This window comes from Oceanimonas baumannii (assembly GCF_002245495.1).
Classification (GTDB): Bacteria; Pseudomonadota; Gammaproteobacteria; order Enterobacterales; family Aeromonadaceae; genus Oceanimonas; species Oceanimonas baumannii.
The window spans coordinates 84,643-103,613 of record NZ_NQJF01000001.1; the positions used below are offsets into that span (position 1 = coordinate 84,643).

Consider the following 18,971-nt stretch of genomic DNA (forward strand, 5'->3'; position numbering starts at 1 on the left):
ATTACTCGTCTTCCTCAAAATACCAGTAACCCTGGTTGACTAGCGGCAACAGGCAGTCGAGCAGATTCCTGGGCTCATTCAGGCAGGCCACCTCTGGACCGCAAATGCGGGTCTGATCGCACAGCAGGGCAAGGCTATCGGCGTCCGGGTTGGCCAGCTGGTAGCGATCACCATCCAGATAAAAAACATCTTCACTGCCTTCATGATAGAAGCAACGCGCGCCCCCCAGGCGATAGAGGTGGTCGCCGTGATCCAGTCGCAGCACCAGCTCCTCCAGACTGTAGAGGGGGTCGGCCGGCTCCAGATCGAGGTCATGCTTGGCTTCTGAGATCATTTCACCGAACCAGTCGTTGAGCCGGTTATCGTCATTCAGCAACTCACTCATCAGGGCTTTCACCTGGGTCATGACATTACCGTCGAGGCGACCATGCGCATTGGCAGCAGCCATGCCGGCGTCATCGAAGCGCCGGGTACGATCAACATGAGCCAGCAGATGGTCGGCAAAACCTGAGAATAAATCCTTTGCATCGGGTGCACGAAAACCGATGGAGTAATTCAGCGCCGGCGTTTCCGCATAGCCCTCATGAGGACAACCGGGAGGAATATAAATCATATCACCGGGCTGCAAGACCTCATCGATCACCGCCTCAAAGTCGTCGCAGTGACGCAGAGCACCGTGAGCAGCAAATTCACGCAGGCTCTGGCGTGCTCCTACCCGCCAGCGACGGCTGCCGGCGCCCTGAATAATAAAGACGCCATATTGATCGATATGCGGACCCACACCGCCGCCCGGGGTGGAAAAGCTCACCATCACATCGTCAAAGCGCCAGCCGGGAATAAACCGGAACAGCTCCGCCAGATCCTGCACCCCCGGGTGCCACTGATTAACCGCCTGTACCAGCAGGGTCCAGTCGGTTTCCCCCAGATGATCGTAAGACTCGAACGGTCCGGTTTCCGCCTGCCAGCGTTCCTGCTCGCGCCATACCCGGCGGGACTCGATATGGGGTTCCAGAGCAAGACCGGCCAGCTCATCCGGACTCAGAGGATCATCAAAGTCCGGCAGGGCCGCCTTAAACAAACAAGGCTGGCGCTGCCAGTCGTGGGCCAGAAAATGGTCGATATCCAGTTTAAGAGGGCTGTGCATGAAAAACTCGCAACGGGGGGCATAGTGACGTTAAATATTACACGTTATTATGCCCGTTGCATCAGCATAATAACAGGCCAGCACCGGCTCAGAACGCGTCAAAAGCCCCGTGATAGGTCACCTGGCCGCTGGGGACCGGCTGCTTCAATGCCAGTGCCATAAAGCTGTTTCCGGCCTCAGGATAAGGACAGGTCAGCCCCAGCTCGTATGCCGGACGGAAGCCAAAACGCCGGTAATAGCCGGGATCCCCCAGCACAACAACACCCGCCCAGTCAAAATCACTGGCAGCCTGAATGGCCTCACGGATCATTTCCGAGCCCACTCCCTGTCCCTGACAGTCCGGCCACACACTCACCGGTGCCAGCCCCAGCCAGCCAATGTCTTCACCGTTGATCAACACCGGACTCATGGCCAGATGACCAATAATAGCCCCCTCATATTCCGCCACCTGACTGACACTGATAGCCCCCTGCTCTCGCAGAGCCAGCACCAGATCCGCCTCTTCGGCACGGTTAAAGGCAGCAAATACCACCTCATCGATATCGTCACCATCACCAGGACGTTCGGTTCTGCAGATCAGCATGGTTGCCTCTCCTACGTTCAGGGTGCCAGACGAGAAATAGCCCAGCCCGCTTGCTCACGCTGGTAGATAAAACGATCATGCAAGCGGTTAGCTCCGCCCTGCCAGAACTCCACCGAGTCGACATGAACCCGAAAACCGCCCCAGAAACTGGGCAGAGGCACTTCACCATTGGCGAACTTCTGCTTCATTTCCAGAAACTTGGCTTCAAGCAGGCCCCGGGCCGAAATACGTGAAGACTGCTTTGACACCCAGGCACCGATCTGGCTGTCTTTGGGACGGCTGGAAAAGTACTTCATCACCTCGGTAGCAGACAGTTTTTCCACCTGGCCGGTGACATGCACCTGGCGTTCCAGTGAGTGCCAGGGAAACAGCAGACTGATGCGGGGATTGTGGCCAAGGTGCGACGCCTTGCGGCTGCCCATATTGGTATAAAATACAAACCCCTGCTCATCTACCTGTTTAAGCAGCACAATACGCTGATACGGCTGCCCTTGTTCATCAACCGTGCCAACCACCATGGCGGTAGGATCCGGTACCCCGGCGGCAATGGCCTGTTGCATCCAGGTCTCAAACAAAACGATAGGGTCATTGGGCAGGTCATTGCGGCGCAGGCCGCCCTGCAGGTATTCACGTCGGTAATCCGCCAGCTCCATGAATATGGGTTCCTTCTGCTGAAAGTGGCTTCATTGTGCAAAGCAAGCCGTTACTTGGCAAGTGCTGTTACCAGTACAGTAACAACAAAAAAGCCGGGGAATCTTTCCCCGGCTTGCGTGTAACTTGCTGAGCCTTACTCGGCGTTATCGGTGTTGGCCTCTTCAGTGGCAGGCGCTTCGGCTTCTTCCGGCTTGTTGGCTTCCTTGATGGACAGGCGAATGCGGCCCTGACGGTCCACTTCAAGTACCTTCACCTTGACCTTGTCACCCACTTTCAGGTGATCGGACACATTTTTCACCCGCTCTTCGGTGATCTGGGAAATGTGTACCAGACCGTCCTTGCCAGGCAGAATGTTAACAAAGGCACCGAAGTCGGCCAGACGAACCACCTGACCTTCGTAGATGGTGCCGCTTTCCACTTCTGCGGTCAGCTGCTCAATGCGGTGAATAGCCAGCTTGGCGGCTTCACCGTCAACGGCGGCAATTTTCACGGTGCCGTCGTCATCCAGCTCAATGGTGGTACCGGTTTCTTCGGTCAGGGCGCGAATGGTCGCACCACCCTTGCCAATCACATCACGGATCTTCTCGGGGTTGATCTTGATGGTGTGAATGCGCGGCGCAAAGTCGGAGATATCGGCACGAGGAGCCTGCAGGGCTTCGTCCATTACTTTCAGAATGTGCAGACGGGCGTTACGGGCCTGATTCAAAGCCACTTCCATGATTTCTTTGGTGATGCCTTCAATCTTGATGTCCATCTGCAGGGCAGTTACACCCTCATTGGTACCGGCCACCTTGAAGTCCATATCGCCGAGGTGATCTTCATCACCCAGAATATCGGACAGCACCACAAAACCTTCTTCTTCTTTCACCAGACCCATGGCAATACCGGCCACAGAAGCCTTGATCGGCACACCAGCATCCATCAGTGCCAGTGAAGTACCGCACACGGACGCCATGGAAGAAGAGCCGTTAGACTCGGTGATCTCGGATACCACACGTACGGTGTACGGGAATTCTTCCTGGCTCGGCATCACCGCAGCCACACCGCGCTTGGCCAGACGGCCATGACCGATCTCCCGGCGCTTGGGGCTGCCGACCATACCGGTCTCACCCACACAGTAGGGAGGGAAGTTGTAGTGCAGCATGAAGCGGTTGGCACGCTCACCGGTCAGCTCATCAATCAGCTGGGCGTCACGCTCGGTGCCCAGAGTAGCGGCAACCAGCGCCTGGGTTTCACCCCGGGTGAACAGGGAAGAACCATGAGCGCGGGGCAGCAGACCGGTCGCTACGTTCAGCGCGCGGATCATGTCGGGCTCACGGCCATCGATACGCGGCTCACCGCGAACAACGCGGCCACGGACAATGGTTTTTTCCAGTTTGCCGAGCTGCTCCTGAACTTCCTTTATTTCCGCTTCCGGAGTCTCATCCAGAATGGCAGCCAGAACCCTGGCTTTAATATCGCTGATGGCATCACGGCGGGCGGTTTTGTCGGTGATGCGATAGGCTTCACCCAGCTCGGCAGACGCCAGCTCGGCTACCTTGGCTTTCAGCGGCTCATTTTCGGCCTTCGGCTGCCAGTCCCAGGGCTGATTGCCCACTTCGGCGGCGAACTCGTTGATAGCATTAATGGCAGTCTGCATCTGCTCGTGACCGTACATAACGGCACCCAGCATAACATCTTCAGGCAGTACGGAAGCTTCGGACTCTACCATCAGCACGGCACCGGCAGTACCGGCCACCACCAGATCAAGCTGGCTTTCTTTCAGCTCGGTGATGCTAGGGTTCAGCACATATTCACCGTTCATGTAACCCACGCGGGCAGCACCGATGGGGCCGGCAAAAGGAATGCCGGAGATGGCCAGGGCGGCAGAGGTGCCCAGCATGGAAATGATGTCCGGGGCAATTTCCGGGTTGGCGGACATCACGGTGGCAATCACCTGAACTTCGTTTTTGAATCCATCGGGAAACAGCGGACGAATGGGGCGGTCAATCAGACGCGCGGTCAGCGTTTCGCCTTCGGTGGGGCGGCCTTCACGTTTGAAGAAGCTGCCGGGAATACGGCCGGCAGCGTAAGTACGCTCCTGGTAGTTCACGGTCAGCGGAAAGAAGTCACGGCTTTCGTCGGCTTCGCGTTTGCCGACCACACTAACCAGCACGGAGGTGTCGTCAATGCTGGCCATCACGGCGGCAGAAGCCTGGCGGGCAATAACGCCGGTTTCAAGAGTAACGGTATGTTGACCGTACTGGAAGGTCTTTACGATAGGATTCACGTGGTAGATTCCTTTAACTGTTTGATTCTTTAATACGCCGGCACAGTATACTTGATTCCTGTTTAAAGGACAGAATCACAAACGGAAAACAGCTGGGAGGCTTACCCCCTCGGGAAGTGTGAAGCATCAACACTGCCGACACGCTGTAAGCCCACTGGGGCTTTAAAAATGCCATCCATGGTATTTTATGGTCGGCTTCACAATCCCCATCTCCACTGCTGCTTCGGGAGTCACCGGCGTTGCCAGCTTGCTCAGAAAGCGTGTTTTACAGGCAACAAAAAAAGGGAGCCGAAGCTCCCTTTTCAACAAGGCTTTGGAGTCGATTAACGACGCAGGCCCAGCTTTTGGATCAGGTCACGGTAGCGCTCTACGTCTTTGCGCTTCAGGTAGTCCAGCAGGTTACGACGCTGGGATACCATGCGCAGCAGACCGCGACGGCTGTGGTGATCGTGGATGTGCTGCTTGAAGTGGCCCTGCAGGTGGTTGATCTGGGCGCTCAGCAGAGCTACCTGCACTTCGGGAGAGCCGGTGTCGCCTTCGCCACGGGCGAATTCGGCAACGATCTGGGCTTTGGTTTCAGCATTTAGTGACATTGTGTCTACTCCAAATAACATGAATGAATTCCAGCCGATCACTAATTCAGCCGGAAGGAAGAGCGGCATTCTACCAGCAACGCCGCGCTTGGCAACCTTAAATCCATACGGATTAACGCACCAACCGGCGCGGAGCCACTTTTCCGTCGTCATCGATCTCGCCGACGCCAACAAAACGCCCCTCTTCACCCACCGTCATTCGCACAAATCCTTCAAGAGGAGCACCCGATACTTGCACCGCCTGGCCGTTCAGCAGATAACCCGCCACCAGCTCAGACAGGTTCACTTCCGGCAGGCTCTGCACGGCGGTATCCATGGGCAGCAATAGCGGATCCAGCTCCAGCCGCGGAGAAATCTCGTTGGCCTTGCAGTTATCGAGAATACACTGCAGCTGTTCGAGAGTGAGCATGCGCTCTGCCGGATAACCGGCTACCGCCAGCCGGCGCAGTACGGTGACATGTGCTCCACATCCCAACCGCTCGCCCAGATCATCGACAATGGTGCGGATGTAAGTGCCCTTGCTGCAGTGCACTTCCAGCTCCACTTCATCGCCTTCAAAACGGATAAGTTTAAGTTCAAACACCGTGATCGGTCGGGCTTCCCGGGGCACCTCAATGCCTTCCCGGGCATACTGGTACAAGGGCTTACCCTGATACTTCAGCGCCGAATACATGGAAGGGATCTGCTGAATGTCACCACGGAAGTGATCCAGGGCCTCAATCAGCTCGCCGGCAGAGACATTCACCGGCCGGGTCTGCACGACCTCGCCATCGGCATCACTGGTGTCGGTGCGCTCGCCCAGTTTGGCAGTCACCCGATAACGTTTGTCGGCCTCGAGCAGAAACTGGGAAAACTTGGTGGCCTCACCCAGGCAGATCGGCAGCATGCCAGTGGCCAGCGGATCGAGGGCTCCGGTATGGCCGGCCTTGGCGGCGGCGTAGATGCGCTTAACCTGCTGCAAGGCATCATTGGAGGTGATGCCCGCCGGCTTGTCGAGCAGCAGAATGCCGTCTACTTCACGGCCACGAAATCGACGCTGACGGCCCATCTCAGTCCTGCTCCTTCTGCTCTTCTTCATCATCACGACCGGCGCTGCGGCGCTTGTCTTCGGCCACCGTACTCGACACCAGGGTAGAGATGCGCATGCCTTCCACCAGGCTCTGATCGTAGGAGAAGCGCAGCTCGGGGGTCACCCGCAGGCGCATGGCCTTGGCCACCAGGCTGCGAATGTAACCGCTGGCGTCTTTTAACGCCTCCATGCCCTGCTCCACTCGCTCGGCATCGTTGTCAAGAAAGGTCACGAACACCTTTGCGTAGTTAAGATCCCGGGACACTTCCACACCGGATACGGTCACCATCCCCAGTCGTTCATCTTTTATTTCCCGCTGCAGGATAACGGCAATTTCTTTTTGCAGTTCCTGACTTACCCGGCGGGTACGGCTAAATTCTCTGGCCATTGTATTCTTCCAAGACAAAGGGGGCCCCAGAGGCCCCCGTTGATTACTGTGTTCAGATGTGATTCACGGCGGCCTTACAGGGTACGCTGTACTTCCACAATCTGATATACCTCAATCTGATCGCCGACTCGCACGTCATTGTAGTTCTTCACGCCGATGCCGCATTCCATGCCATTACGCACTTCCTGAACATCATCTTTAAAGCGACGCAGAGACTCCAGTTCGCCTTCGTAAATAACCACGTTATCACGCAGCACGCGGATCGGGTTGCTGCGCTTGACGATACCCTCGGTCACCATACAGCCGGCGATAGCACCCAGTTTGGGTGAACGGAATACATCACGCACTTCCGCCAGACCAATGATTTCCTGCTTGAACTCGGGTGCCAGCATGCCGGTCATGGCCTGCTTCACTTCGTCCAGCAGCTCATAGATCACACTGTAGTAGCGCAGATCAATTTCTTCCGCTTCGATCATCTTGCGGGCAGAGGCGTCGGCACGCACGTTGAAGCCCAGAATGATGGCGTTGGACGCGGCCGCCAGGCTGGCGTCGGTCTCGGTGATACCACCCACGCCGGAGCCCACAATTTTCACCTTCACTTCGTCGGTGGACAGCTTCATCAGCGAGTCGGAAATCGCTTCGATGGAGCCTTGTACGTCCGCCTTCAGTACCAGGTTTACTTCCGCGACTTCGCCTTCGCTCATGTTGGCAAACATGTTTTCCAGCTTGGCCTTCTGCTGGCGAGCCAGCTTGACTTCACGGAATTTGCCCTGACGGTACAGCGCCACTTCCCGGGCTTTTTTCTCATCGCGCACCACGGTGGCTTCATCACCGGCAGTCGGTACACCGGACAAGCCCAGAATTTCTACCGGAATGGACGGACCAGCGGATTTCACTTCACGGCCCAGTTCGTCTTTCATGGCACGTACCCGGCCGTATTCCAGGCCACACAGCACGATATCACCCTGATTCAGGGTACCGTCCTGTACCAGCACGGTCGCCACCGGGCCACGGCCCTTATCGAGACGGGATTCAATCACCACACCAGACGCCATGGCATCGTATACCGCGGTCAGCTCCAGTACTTCAGCCTGCAGCAGAATGGCTTCCAGCAGTTCATCGATACCGGTACCGGCCTTGGCGGAAATGTGAACGAACATGTTCTCACCGCCCCACTCTTCCGACATGACACCGTGCTGTGACAGCTCATTTTTTACCCGGTCCGGATCGGCTTCCGGTTTATCCATCTTGTTCACTGCCACGATCAGCGGGACTTCCGCCGCTTTGGCGTGCTGGATAGCCTCAATGGTCTGCGGCATCACACCGTCGTCGGCAGCCACCACCAGTATCACGATATCGGTGGCTTTGGCACCACGGGCCCGCATGGAGGTAAAGGCGGCGTGACCCGGAGTATCCAGGAACGTGATCATGCCGTTGTCGGTTTCTACGTGGTAGGCACCGATGTGCTGGGTAATGCCACCCGCTTCGCCAGACGCAACCTTGGTACGACGAATGTAGTCCAGGGTAGAGGTCTTACCATGGTCTACATGACCCATGATGGTCACCACAGGAGCACGGGTTTTGCGCTCGGCATCGGTATCACGATCAGACAGTACGCGCTCTTCCAGCTCGTTTTCACGACGCAGTACTACCTTGTGGCCCATCTCCTCGGCCACCAGCTGTGCGGTTTCCTGGTCGATCACCTGGTTGATGGTCACCATGGCACCCATTTTCATCATGGTTTTGATGACTTCGGCACCCTTTACCGCCATACGGTTGGCCAGCTCAGCCACGGTAATGGTTTCGCCGATTTCCACTTCACGGGTAACCGGCTGAGCCGGCTTCTGGAAGCCATGCTTCATCGACTTGGGCGTCATTACTTTGGCACGCTTGCCTTTACGCTGACGTTCGGTACGGCTTTCGCGGTTTTCACGATCTTCCTTACTCTTGCCACCCTTGCGCTTCTTGCCACCAGTGCGACGAGCCTTTTGCTCCTCGCTCTTGTCGGCTTCATCTTCCGCGGCGCGGGCATGCTGGTTAGTGGTCACGTGATAATCAGCATCTTCCGGCTTTCTGGCCGCTTCTTCTGCCCAGCGTTTCTCATTTTCTTCCGCCAGTTTGCGCACTTCTTCTGCCTTTTGCTGGGCTTCCAGCTCGGCTTTGCGCAATGCTTCTTCTTCGCGCTGCTGCTTCAGTTTTTCTTCTTCGCGCTTGGCCATGTCGTCCGCCTTTTTCTGCTCTTTGCTTTCGGGGGATGCCCCCTGCTCGGTGTTCTTCTGAGCCTGCAGCTGAGCCTGACGAGCTTTTTCTTGTGCTTCACGCTTGGCTTTTTCTTCTGCTTCACGTTTGGCCTTTTCTTCGGCTTCACGCTTGGCTTTTTCGGCTGCTTCTCGTTGGGCCTGTTCCTCGGCCTCACGGCGCGCCTGAGCCTCGGCTTCCTGGCGCGCCTGTTCTTCCTCTTCGCGACGCTGCTCTTCGAGCGCATCACGCCGGACATACGTACGTTTCTTGCGTACTTCTACCTGTACCGCCTTGTTCTTGCCGCCAGCCCCCTGAACACTCAGGGTACTGATGGTTTTGCGCTGCAAGGTCATCCGTTTGGGTTCTTTATCGTCATTAGCACCATGTTGCTTTTTAAGATGAGCAAGCAAGGTAGCCTTTTCAGTTTCAGAAACGGTGTCATTGCCGGATTTCTCCATGCCCGCTTCACGAAACTGCTGGATCAGACGATCAACCGGCGTGTCGATGTCACTGGCAAGTTGCGTTAATGATACTTCTGCCATTCATTTACCTCCGATGATCTTATTCCTGGTTCTGTTCCCCGAACCAGCAGATATTACGGGCAGCCATAATGAGTTCACCCGCCTGGGCTTCGTCCAGACCGTCAATGCCCTCAAGGTCGTCAATACCCTGTTCTGCCAGTTCTTCCAGATTCCCAACACCGCGGCCGGCCAGCTGATAAGCCAGTTCACGGGTCATTCCGGGCAGAGCCAGCAGGTCTTCTGCCGGTTCAACCCCTTCAAAAGATTCTTCCTGAGCCAGCGCTTTGGTGGTCAGCGCATCTTTAGCCCGGTTACGCAGCTCTTCAACCGTATCTTCATCCAGACCGTCGACACTCAGCAGCTCACTGACCGGCACATAGGCAATTTCTTCCAGCGTGGAGAAACCTTCACCCACCAGCAGAGCAGCAAAGTCGTCGTCAATATCCAGGTGTTCCACGAACAGGTTCATGGTCTTGTCATTTTCTGCCTGGTGTTTCTGCTGCAGATCTTCGTCGGTCATGACGTTCAGTTCCCAACCGGTCAGTTGGGATGCCAGACGAACGTTCTGGCCATTACGACCGATGGCCTGAGCCAGGTTGCCGGCTTCTACCGCGATATCCATGGAGTGGGCGTCTTCGTCCACTATGATGGAGGCCACATCGGCCGGGGCCATGGCATTGATCACAAACTGGGCAGGGTTATCGTCCCACAGCACGATATCCACGCGTTCACCACCGAGTTCGCCGGACACAGCCTGCACCCGGGCACCACGCATGCCCACACAGGCACCGATGGGATCAATACGGCGATCATTGGTCTTCACCGCAATCTTGGCGCGACTGCCCGGGTCACGGGCGGCAGCCATAATTTCGATGATCTCTTCGCCGATTTCCGGCACCTCAATGCGAAACAGCTCTTTCAGGAACTCCGGATTGGAACGGCTGACAAACAGCTGAGCACCACGAGCTTCCGGGCGAACGGCATAAAGCAGACCCCGTACCCGGTCACCGGAACGGAATGATTCGCGGGGCAACAGATCTTCACGGAAGATCACCGCCTCGGCGTTGTTGCCCAAGTCCAGAATAACGTTGTCGCGGGTGGCTTTTTTCACCACACCGGTGATGATCTCGCCTTCCTGATCCTGGAACTGCTCTACCACCTGCATACGCTCGGCTTCACGTACCTTCTGTACGATCACCTGTTTGGCAGTCTGAGTCGTGATACGGTCAAAGACAACAGATTCAATCTGGTCTTCAACATAACCGCCCACTTCAATTTCAGGCTCATCAATCTGAGCCGCTTCCAGGGTAATTTCCCGGTACGGATTAGTCAGGGATTCCTGATCTTCCACTACCTGCCAGCGACGGAAGGTATCGAAATCACCGCTCTTGCGGTCGATGGCAACGCGTACATCGATGTCGCCTTCATACTTTTTCTTGGTGGCCGTGGCCAGCGCGGTTTCCAGCGCCTCAAAAATTTTTTCGCGAGGCACCGCCTTTTCGTTGGAAACGGCGTCTACAACCAGCAATATTTCTTTATTCATGTCCGATGGCCTCGTCAGTCAAAATTCGGAACCAGATTTGCTTTTTGAATGTTGGCGTAGGCCACGGGAAACTCCTGACCATTCACCTCGAGCCGGACCATAGTGTCGTCGGCCGACACCACTATGCCCTTGAGTTTGCGGCGATTATTCACAGCCATTCGCAGTGCCAGCTCGGCCTCTTGGCCGATAATGGCCTGATAATGGGCCGGTTTGAATAAAGGTCGTGCGAGCCCCGGGGAAGAGACTTCCAGATCATACTCGGTGGAAATGGGATCTTCCACATCCAGCACAGCGCTGACCTGCCGGCTGACCTCGGCGCAGTCATTCACATCAATGCCATTTTCGCTGTCGATGTACAGGCGCAGGGTCGAATGACGGCCGGCACGGACATACTCAAGCCCAAGCAGCTCAAAGCCCAGCGCTGCCACCGGCTCGCTGAGCATATCGGTTAATCGTTGTTCCAATGTAGCCAAAGCTACCCCCCTTCAAAAACAAAAAAAGGGCTCGCAGCCCAGTTTAGTAATGCATTGATCCTGCCAATGCCAGAATACAGATAACAAAAAGCCCCGATTTTCAAATCGGGGCTATTCACCTGGACCCTGATTGTCGCCTCGCAGCGACCATTCATTGTGAGCAGACAATGAACGTGAAATTGGTTGCGGGGGCCGGATTTGAACCGACGACCTTCGGGTTATGAGCCCGACGAGCTACCAGGCTGCTCCACCCCGCGTCCGAAATCGTGCGAGATTATAGTAAAATTGAGCGTATTTCTCAACTTATCTATAAATTGGTGCCGAGAGCGGGACTTGAACCCGCACGCCCATACGGGCACTACCCCCTCAAGATAGCGTGTCTACCAATTCCACCACCTCGGCATAAAACTTTAGTTGGGCACGTCGTTTCCGTTACTAACGGGAACATCACCCTGAGCAGGAGCTTCAATCACTTCGGGAGCCGACAGGTCTTCCCACTCACTGCCTTGCTTGGTGCTGTTGGTAGAAAGATTACCAAGCACCAGGCTGACCACAAAAAACCCAGCTGCCAGAAGTGTGGTCGTTTTGGTCAGGAAGTTTCCTGAACCGCTGGATCCAAATACTGTATTGGATGCACCCGCTCCGAAAGAAGCGCCCATATCAGCGCCCTTTCCTTGCTGTATCAGCACCAGGCCAATCAGAGCCAGTGAGATAAGCAGGTACACCACCAAAAGAATCTCGTACATTTTGCTACCTTTGGTTGGCGCTCGCTTCCCTTGGCAGGCTGCCCTTGGGAGCGGGGCTAATACTAGCGACACCCCCATCCGGATACAAGCGCAATTTAAAAAAAATCATCCAACTGCATAAAAAGAAAGCAAAGCGATGATTCGACAACCGTTTTCCTTTGCTTTAAACCGTAAGATATCAGCGGTAAGCAATCCGGTGTTGTATTTAAGGTGCATACGGGCAACTGATATTCATAATCCGTATACAGGTTTAAAAACCTCACCGGGCAGCTGATCGCTTAAAGGTGACAGTTTACAGCTTCGGCGATATGCTCGGCCAGGCGACGAACCTGCAACTCATCCGCCCCTTCTACCATGACCCGGATAAGAGGTTCGGTACCTGACTTCCTCAGCAATACCCGGCCGTTACCAGCCAGTTCAGCCTCCGCGACCGATACCCGATGCTGTATTTCCTCATCGGCCAGAGGATCGGTGCCGGCGGCAAAACGTACATTAACCAGCACCTGCGGGAACAGAGCCAGACCGCTGCGCAATTGTGCCAGTGTGCCCCCCTCATTCCGCAGCGCTCGCAGTACCTGCAATGCAGCCACAATACCATCACCCGTGCTGTTATGATCCAGGCTGATGATATGGCCGGAGTTTTCGCCGCCCAGCTTCCAGCCCTGCTCTTTCAGCAGTTCCATAACATAGCGGTCACCCACATTTGCCCGCCTGAAAGGAATATCCAGCTCGGCCAGGGCCAGTTCCAGCGCCATGTTGGTCATCAGGGTGCCGGCTACCCCGCCCTGCAGCTTACCCCGGCGTTGTGCATCCCGGGCAATAATATACAGCACTTCATCGCCATCCAGCAGTGCCCCGGTATGATCCACCATGGCCAGCCGGTCACCGTCACCATCAAAGGCAATGCCCAGATCAGCACCGTGCTCCAGTACGGCTGCCTGCAAGGCTGCCGGCGCAGTAGAGCCAACCTGGTCATTGATATTCAGGCCATTGGGCTGAACACCGGTACGAATAACCCGGGCCCCGAGCTCTTCAAATACCGCTGGCGCAATGTGATAGGTCGCGCCATGGGCACAGTCCAGTACGATGGTCAGACCATCCAGATGGAGGCCGGACGGAAACGTACTTTTACAGAATTCAATGTAACGGCCGGCAGCATCGTTAATGCGGCTGGCCTTGCCCAGTTGGTCTGAAGACACACAGTCCATGGGCTGATCGAGCATGGCTTCAATCGCCAGCTCAACCTCATCGGGCAACTTGGTGCCGTCGTGAGAGAAGAACTTGATGCCGTTATCGTAATAAGGATTATGAGAGGCACTGATCACAATACCGGCTTCAGCCCTGAAAGTACGGGTCAGATAAGCGATGGCCGGCGTCGGCATGGGCCCCAGCAAAGCGGCCTGCAGACCGGCGGCAGACAAACCTGCTTCCAGTGCAGACTCCAGCATATAGCCGGAAATACGGGTATCTTTACCAATCAGTACTTTTTTAGTGCCAGTTTGTGACAGCACCTTGCCGGCGGCCCAGCCCAGCTTCATAACAAAGTCAGGCGTGATAGGGTAGGCTCCGACCCGGCCACGGATACCATCGGTGCCAAAATATTTTCTGCTCATGAATTCGGTTCCTGATAGTGTGCTGCCTTTCGCCATACGCGAAGCGCATCAACCATTTCTTTAACGTCATGCACCCGCACAATCTGTACTCCCTGCGCCACTGCAAACAAATGGGCCGAGAGTGTCGCGGCAAGGCGCTCGTCCACCTCGCGGTTCAGTAACTGACCCAGCATCGATTTCCGGGACATACCCGCCAGCAGCGGTAATCCCAGCCGGTGCAGCTCCCCGACTCTGCCCAATAGCTCATAGTTATGCTCCAGCGACTTACCAAAGCCGTAACCGGGGTCCAGACAGATCCGAACACGGGGAATGCCTGCCGATTCACAGACGGCCAGTCGCTGTTCAAGAAAAACGCCGACATCCCGGATAACATCATCATAGTCCGGTGCCTGCTGCATGGTGCGGGGCTGGCCTTGCATATGCATCAGACAAATGGCGGCACCACTGGCAGCGGCGGCTTCCACAGCGCCGGGCTCACGCAAGGCACGAATGTCGTTAATAAGATCGGCGCCAGCCGCTACCGCCTCAGTCATCACCGCCGCTTTGCTGGTATCCACCGAAATCCAGCAGTCCAGCTCGGAACGCAAGCGCTCCACTACCGGTACCACCCTCTCCAGCTCTTGCTGTACGGCGACCTCATCGGCACCGGGGCGGGTCGATTCCCCGCCCACATCAATCATGGTGGCACCATCGGCTACCATTTGCAGAGCATGACGCAGCGCAGCGTCCTGGCTGTGATAACGACCGCCGTCGGAGAAAGAATCAGGGGTAATATTGAGTACGCCCATCACCTGAGGTGAAGAAAGATCCAGCGTTCGGGATGAAGAAGATAACAACATAAAAACTGTCCTGAAAACAAAAAGCCCCGGCAAGCATGGCCGGGGCTTAATTTATCATAAAAACTTAATTGCTGGTGGCATCACCGGGCTTATTCAGATCGGGAGACGACACTTTTTGGTCATCGCTCTCTTCCTGTTTGTCGCCGGTGCCAGCTGCCGGACCCTGAGGCTTATTACCATGCTCGTCTTTCCAGTCGGCTGGTGGACGTACATCACGGCGAGCCATCAGATCATCGATCTGGCGAGCGTCGATGGTCTCGTACTTCATCAGGGCATCTTTCATTGCATGCAGAATATCAATGTTGTCATGCAGGATTTCTTTTGCCCGATTGAAGTTACGCTCAATCACCTCTTTCACTTCAGCGTCGATCAGCTTGGCAGTCTCGTCAGACATATGCTTGCTCTTGGCAGCAGTCCGGCCGAGGAACACCTCGCCTTCTTCTTCGGCATACAGCAGCGGACCCATTTTTTCGGACAGCCCCCACTGAGTCACCATCTTGTGAGCAATCTCGGTAGCCCGTTCGATATCATTGGAGGCACCCGTGGTGACCTTGTCGAAACCGTAAATGATTTCTTCCGCCAGACGACCGCCATACAGACTGGAGATCATCGACTCCAGGTGCTGTTTACTGTAGCTGAAGCGGTCCTGTTCCGGCAGGTACATAGTCACACCCAGCGCACGACCGCGGGGGATGATCGATACCTTGTACACAGGGTCATGCTCAGGTACCACACGGCCTACAATGGCGTGACCGGCTTCGTGGTAAGCGGTCATTTCCTTTTCGGATTCAGACATTACCATGGAGCGGCGCTCTGCCCCCATCATGATCTTATCCTTGGCCTTTTCGAACTCTTCCATCGACACCAGACGACGACCACTCCGGGCGGCAAACAGGGCTGCTTCGTTCACCAGGTTCGCCAGATCGGCACCGCTGAAGCCGGGCGTACCACGGGCAATCAGTGAGGGCTCAACATCATCACCCAGGGGGACTCGACGCATATGTACTTTGAGGATCTGTTCACGACCGCGCACATCGGGCAGACCAACCACCACCTGACGATCGAAACGGCCCGGACGCAGTAGCGCAGGATCGAGTACATCAGGACGGTTAGTTGCAGCGATGACGATGACGCCTTCATTACCTTCAAAGCCATCCATCTCAACCAGCATCTGGTTCAGGGTCTGTTCACGTTCGTCGTGACCACCACCCAGGCCGGCACCACGCTGGCGACCCACGGCATCAATTTCATCAATAAAGATAATGCAGGGAGCAGACTTTTTAGCCTGTTCAAACATGTCACGTACCCGTGAGGCACCTACACCCACAAACATTTCGACAAAATCAGAACCGGAAATGGTAAAGAAAGGCACCTTGGCTTCACCGGCAATGGCCTTCGCCAGCAGTGTTTTACCGGTACCGGGCGGACCCACCAGCAAGATACCGGTAGGAATACGGCCACCCAGCTTCTGGAAACGGCTGGGATCCCGCAGGTAATCCACCAGCTCCTTGACGTCTTCTTTGGCTTCATCACAGCCGGCCACATCGGCAAAGGTGGTTTTCACCTGGTCTTCACCCAGCAAGCGTGCCTTGCTCTTGCCAAAGGTCATGGCACCCTTGCCACCACCACCTTGCATCTGGCGCATAAAGAATACCCAAACGCCAATCAGCAGCAGCATGGGGAACCAGGAGATAAAGATGGACGTCAGCAGGCTCGGCTCTTCCGGCTTTTCACCGACTACCCGCACATTATTATTGAGCAGGTCGTTCAGCAGCTGAGGGTCTTCAGACGGCATAATGGTGGTAAACCGGTCACCACTGCGCTTGACACCGTTGATGGTCTGCCCATCCATACGTACTTCACGGATCTGGCCCTGAGCCACTTCCTGAACAAAAGTGGAATAATCCGTCTGGCGGCCAGACGGCTCACCTGGGCTGAAGCTCTGAAATACGGACATCAACACCACGGCAATGACCAACCACAGGATCAAATTTTTCGCCATGTCACTCAAATTACTAACCTCACCGGCTGACAGTTTATGACAGAAATAGAGTACTACAGTTTAAAACCTGTAGCCACAATGTAGACTTCACGGGATCGGGGGCGTGAAGAGTCAGGTTTCCTTACCTTGACCGTAGCAAAAGACCGGCGTACTTCGCCGAGAAATTCATCAAATCCGGCCCCCTGAAATACTTTCACCACAAAGCTGCCTTTGGGTGCCAGTACTTCACGGCACATATCCAGCGCCAGTTCTACCAGATACATGGCTCTGGGCTGGTCCACTTCCGGGGTGCCGCTCATGTTCGGCGCCATGTCCGATAACAATACGTCGACCTTATCGTCCCCAACCCGCTCAAGCAAGGCATTCAGCACTGCTTCTTCACGAAAATCGCCCTGCAGAAAATCCACACCGGCAATGGGATCCATCGGCAGAATATCGCAGGCGATCACTTTACCGTCCTGTCCTACCTGTTCAGTAGCATACTGGCTCCAGCCACCGGGTGCGGCCCCCAGGTCCACCACTGTCATGCCGGAACGCAGCAGCCGGTCACGTCCTTGCAGCTCTTCCAGCTTGAACACAGCACGCGAGCGCAGGCCCTTTTTTTGTGCCTGTTGTACATATTTGTCGTCAAAATGCTCTTTCAGCCAGCGGGTGGAACTGGCTGAACGTTTCTTTTTGCCCATTAATTTGTCGCTCTGCTATTACTATTAGTGTCTAGATGGGGGTAGAATAGCCCCCTTTCAACCTGATTAACCGAAGCATTTTGCAATGACCCTGAACAATAAGCAAAGACAATACCTGAAAGGACTGGCCCACAGCCTGAAGCCGGTGGTGTTGCTCGGCCAGCATGGCCTGACCGAAGGCGTTCTGGCCGAAATTGACCTGGCCCTGAACCATCACGAACTGATCAAGGTAAAGGTCGCCGCCGAAGACAGGGACGTTAAAAAACTGATCATGGATGCGATTATACGTGAGTCTGGTGCCATCAAGGTGCAGACCATTGGTCATATGCTGACCATTTATCGCCAGAGCGAGCAGCGTAAAATCATTCTGCCCCGGGGCTGAGCCGCCTCGTTAAGGTGAGGTCCGCCCGGACTTCACCTGCCTTTAATCCGCACTACCTTCTTCATAAACGACCGCCGATACGCCTACGCTTTAAGGGTGTAGTCCAGGTATCCGTGCCATGTCCGATAAATATCTTGATGATGATGAAATGGCCATGCTGGCCGGACTTTTTCGGGAGCAGTGCAGCTCACCGGAAGCAACCCTCGCCATTACCATGGATGCAGCCCTGCATGCGCTACTGACCCAGGCTTGCTCTCTTGAGCTGAGGGTCGATCTGCATGACACTGTGCTGCATTTTCCGGTACAGGCTGGCGTACTGCCTGCTGATGCGGACGGGGCTCGCCTGACAACACCGCAAATATTATCAGACGGCCATCACCCCCGGGCCTGGCGGCTGCCTTCCCCCCAAGGGTTAACCCTGACATATCGTAATGGCAAGACGGTCGCCGCTGATATTCAGGATTTATCAGTAAATGGCATGAGATTACTGTCACGGCGCTGTCTGTTTACCAACAAACAAAAACGGCAGGTACTACTTAAACTGGACCAGAAACAGAAAATACCCCTGGATATAGAATTGGTCCGGCAGCACAAGGGAAACCAGTTTTGGCTGACATCGGTCAGTTACCATCTGGCCATGACCGAACGCCTGGCATTATCGGAGTTTGTGTTTAAAGGATTTATGGATAAGTGGGTAAAACAAAGAAGCCGCCCTGACGGAGCGGCTTCTGAGTAAATCAGAGATATTCGATCTTCATGATCTCATATTCCACATCGCCGGAGGGGGTTTTGATCACCGCCACATCGTCTTCTTCCTTACCGATCAGGCCGCGGGCAATCGGCGAGTTTACCGAAATGAGGTTGGCTCTGATGTCGGACTCATCATCACCCACGATACGGTAGGTAATTTCCTGCTCATCATCAACCCGGAACAGGGTCACGGTCGCACCGAAAATCACCTTGCCATTTTTAGGCATGCGGGTGACATCAATAACCTGAGCATTAGACAGCTTGGCCTCAATCTCCTGGATCCGGCCTTCACAGAACCCCTGCTGCTCACGGGCAGCATGGTACTCGGCATTTTCTTTCAGATCGCCGTGCTCACGGGCATCGGCAATGGCTTCAATAATCTCCGGACGACGCACGGACTTGAGGTGATCCAGCTCTTCACGCAGTTTTTGCGCACCACGAATGGTCATTGGTGTTTGTGTCATAATGGAAACCCGGT

General features: G+C 55.3%; 18 protein-coding genes and 2 tRNA genes. 2 read left to right on the forward strand and 18 right to left on the reverse strand.

Annotation, left to right across the window (positions count from 1 at the left end; translation table 11 throughout):
* Window position 1: 1 nt before the first annotated feature.
* The 17 genes from B6S09_RS00465 to rlmE form a co-directional block, all read right to left on the reverse strand.
* The gene (locus B6S09_RS00465) at window positions 2-1,144 is read right to left on the reverse strand and encodes a ribosomal protein uL16 3-hydroxylase (protein WP_094276538.1); all 1,143 of its coding nucleotides are present in this window, start codon (window positions 1,142-1,144) and stop codon (window positions 2-4) included.
* Between the two features lie 88 nt (window positions 1,145-1,232).
* A complete protein-coding gene (locus tag B6S09_RS00470) occupies window positions 1,233-1,727 on the reverse strand; it encodes a GNAT family N-acetyltransferase (RefSeq protein WP_094276539.1) in 495 nt (164 codons plus the stop codon).
* Between the two features lie 17 nt (window positions 1,728-1,744).
* Window positions 1,745-2,380 carry a pyridoxamine 5'-phosphate oxidase gene (gene pdxH / locus B6S09_RS00475; RefSeq protein ID WP_094276540.1) on the reverse strand — a complete coding sequence of 212 codons (636 nt, stop codon included), beginning with the start codon at window positions 2,378-2,380 and terminating at the stop codon, window positions 1,745-1,747.
* Window positions 2,381-2,514: 134 nt separating this feature from the next.
* On the reverse strand, window positions 2,515-4,650 hold the full coding sequence (gene pnp, locus B6S09_RS00480; protein ID WP_094276541.1) for a polyribonucleotide nucleotidyltransferase: 2,136 nt from the start codon (window positions 4,648-4,650) through the stop codon (window positions 2,515-2,517).
* A gap of 323 nt (window positions 4,651-4,973) precedes the next feature.
* A complete protein-coding gene (rpsO, locus tag B6S09_RS00485; protein ID WP_094276827.1) occupies window positions 4,974-5,243 on the reverse strand; it encodes a 30S ribosomal protein S15 in 270 nt (89 codons plus the stop codon).
* Window positions 5,244-5,355: 112 nt separating this feature from the next.
* Entirely contained in the window at window positions 5,356-6,291 is a 936-nt protein-coding gene (gene truB / locus B6S09_RS00490; protein WP_094276542.1) for a tRNA pseudouridine(55) synthase TruB, read from the reverse strand.
* Between the two features lies 1 nt (window position 6,292).
* Window positions 6,293-6,700 carry a 30S ribosome-binding factor RbfA gene (rbfA, locus tag B6S09_RS00495; RefSeq protein ID WP_094276543.1) on the reverse strand — a complete coding sequence of 136 codons (408 nt, stop codon included), beginning with the start codon at window positions 6,698-6,700 and terminating at the stop codon, window positions 6,293-6,295.
* Between the two features lie 74 nt (window positions 6,701-6,774).
* Window positions 6,775-9,483, reverse strand: a complete 2,709-nt coding sequence (gene infB / locus B6S09_RS00500) for a translation initiation factor IF-2 (RefSeq protein WP_094276544.1) — start codon at window positions 9,481-9,483, stop codon at window positions 6,775-6,777.
* Window positions 9,484-9,502: 19 nt separating this feature from the next.
* A complete protein-coding gene (gene nusA, locus B6S09_RS00505; protein ID WP_094276545.1) occupies window positions 9,503-11,005 on the reverse strand; it encodes a transcription termination factor NusA in 1,503 nt (500 codons plus the stop codon).
* A 14-nt stretch (window positions 11,006-11,019) separates the two neighbouring features.
* The gene (gene rimP, locus B6S09_RS00510) at window positions 11,020-11,478 is read right to left on the reverse strand and encodes a ribosome maturation factor RimP (protein ID WP_094276546.1); all 459 of its coding nucleotides are present in this window, start codon (window positions 11,476-11,478) and stop codon (window positions 11,020-11,022) included.
* Window positions 11,479-11,658: 180 nt separating this feature from the next.
* Window positions 11,659-11,735 (reverse strand) — tRNA-Met (locus B6S09_RS00515).
* 58 nt (window positions 11,736-11,793) lie between these two features.
* A tRNA-Leu gene (locus tag B6S09_RS00520) sits at window positions 11,794-11,880 on the reverse strand.
* A gap of 8 nt (window positions 11,881-11,888) precedes the next feature.
* A complete protein-coding gene (gene secG / locus B6S09_RS00525) occupies window positions 11,889-12,224 on the reverse strand; it encodes a preprotein translocase subunit SecG (protein ID WP_094276547.1) in 336 nt (111 codons plus the stop codon).
* 278 nt (window positions 12,225-12,502) lie between these two features.
* A complete protein-coding gene (gene glmM, locus B6S09_RS00530) occupies window positions 12,503-13,837 on the reverse strand; it encodes a phosphoglucosamine mutase (RefSeq protein ID WP_094276548.1) in 1,335 nt (444 codons plus the stop codon).
* Window positions 13,834-14,676, reverse strand: coding sequence for a dihydropteroate synthase (gene folP / locus B6S09_RS00535; protein ID WP_094276549.1), 843 nt, complete (start codon window positions 14,674-14,676; stop codon window positions 13,834-13,836). The genes glmM and folP overlap by 4 nt, the downstream gene beginning before the upstream one ends.
* A 64-nt stretch (window positions 14,677-14,740) precedes the next feature.
* On the reverse strand, window positions 14,741-16,687 hold the full coding sequence (gene ftsH / locus B6S09_RS00540; protein ID WP_094276550.1) for an ATP-dependent zinc metalloprotease FtsH: 1,947 nt from the start codon (window positions 16,685-16,687) through the stop codon (window positions 14,741-14,743).
* Window positions 16,688-16,731: 44 nt separating this feature from the next.
* On the reverse strand, window positions 16,732-17,361 hold the full coding sequence (rlmE, locus tag B6S09_RS00545; protein ID WP_094276551.1) for a 23S rRNA (uridine(2552)-2'-O)-methyltransferase RlmE: 630 nt from the start codon (window positions 17,359-17,361) through the stop codon (window positions 16,732-16,734).
* An 85-nt stretch (window positions 17,362-17,446) separates the two neighbouring features.
* Here rlmE and yhbY point away from each other — a divergent pair, with 85 nt between their 5' ends.
* Window positions 17,447-17,743 (forward strand): ribosome assembly RNA-binding protein YhbY, encoded by a 297-nt coding sequence (gene yhbY / locus B6S09_RS00550; RefSeq protein WP_094276552.1) that lies wholly within the window; start codon window positions 17,447-17,449, stop codon window positions 17,741-17,743.
* 118 nt (window positions 17,744-17,861) lie between these two features.
* Window positions 17,862-18,479, forward strand: coding sequence for a PilZ domain-containing protein (locus B6S09_RS00555; protein ID WP_094276553.1), 618 nt, complete (start codon window positions 17,862-17,864; stop codon window positions 18,477-18,479).
* Window position 18,480: 1 nt separating this feature from the next.
* Here B6S09_RS00555 and greA read toward each other — a convergent pair whose 3' ends face one another.
* Window positions 18,481-18,957: a transcription elongation factor GreA gene (greA, locus tag B6S09_RS00560; RefSeq protein WP_094276554.1), complete on the reverse strand. Its 477-nt coding sequence runs from the start codon at window positions 18,955-18,957 to the stop codon at window positions 18,481-18,483.
* Window positions 18,958-18,971 lie beyond the last annotated feature (14 nt).

Excerpts from the sequence above, each read along its gene's own strand:
- B6S09_RS00465 (WP_094276538.1), bottom strand. The coding sequence starts at position 1,144 with ATGCACAGCCCTCTTAAACTGGATATCGACCATTTTCTGGCCCACGAC.
- B6S09_RS00470 (WP_094276539.1), bottom strand. The coding sequence starts at position 1,727 with ATGCTGATCTGCAGAACCGAACGTCCTGGTGATGGTGACGATATCGAT.
- pdxH (WP_094276540.1), bottom strand. The coding sequence starts at position 2,380 with ATGGAGCTGGCGGATTACCGACGTGAATACCTGCAGGGCGGCCTGCGC.
- rpsO (WP_094276827.1), bottom strand. The coding sequence starts at position 5,243 with ATGTCACTAAATGCTGAAACCAAAGCCCAGATCGTTGCCGAATTCGCC.
- truB (WP_094276542.1), bottom strand. The coding sequence starts at position 6,291 with ATGGGCCGTCAGCGTCGATTTCGTGGCCGTGAAGTAGACGGCATTCTG.
- rbfA (WP_094276543.1), bottom strand. The coding sequence starts at position 6,700 with ATGGCCAGAGAATTTAGCCGTACCCGCCGGGTAAGTCAGGAACTGCAA.
- infB (WP_094276544.1), bottom strand. The coding sequence starts at position 9,483 with ATGGCAGAAGTATCATTAACGCAACTTGCCAGTGACATCGACACGCCG.
- nusA (WP_094276545.1), bottom strand. The coding sequence starts at position 11,005 with ATGAATAAAGAAATATTGCTGGTTGTAGACGCCGTTTCCAACGAAAAG.
- secG (WP_094276547.1), bottom strand. The coding sequence starts at position 12,224 with ATGTACGAGATTCTTTTGGTGGTGTACCTGCTTATCTCACTGGCTCTG.
- glmM (WP_094276548.1), bottom strand. The coding sequence starts at position 13,837 with ATGAGCAGAAAATATTTTGGCACCGATGGTATCCGTGGCCGGGTCGGA.
- folP (WP_094276549.1), bottom strand. The coding sequence starts at position 14,676 with ATGTTGTTATCTTCTTCATCCCGAACGCTGGATCTTTCTTCACCTCAG.
- rlmE (WP_094276551.1), bottom strand. The coding sequence starts at position 17,361 with ATGGGCAAAAAGAAACGTTCAGCCAGTTCCACCCGCTGGCTGAAAGAG.
- yhbY (WP_094276552.1), top strand. The coding sequence starts at position 17,447 with ATGACCCTGAACAATAAGCAAAGACAATACCTGAAAGGACTGGCCCAC.
- B6S09_RS00555 (WP_094276553.1), top strand. The coding sequence starts at position 17,862 with ATGTCCGATAAATATCTTGATGATGATGAAATGGCCATGCTGGCCGGA.
- greA (WP_094276554.1), bottom strand. The coding sequence starts at position 18,957 with ATGACACAAACACCAATGACCATTCGTGGTGCGCAAAAACTGCGTGAA.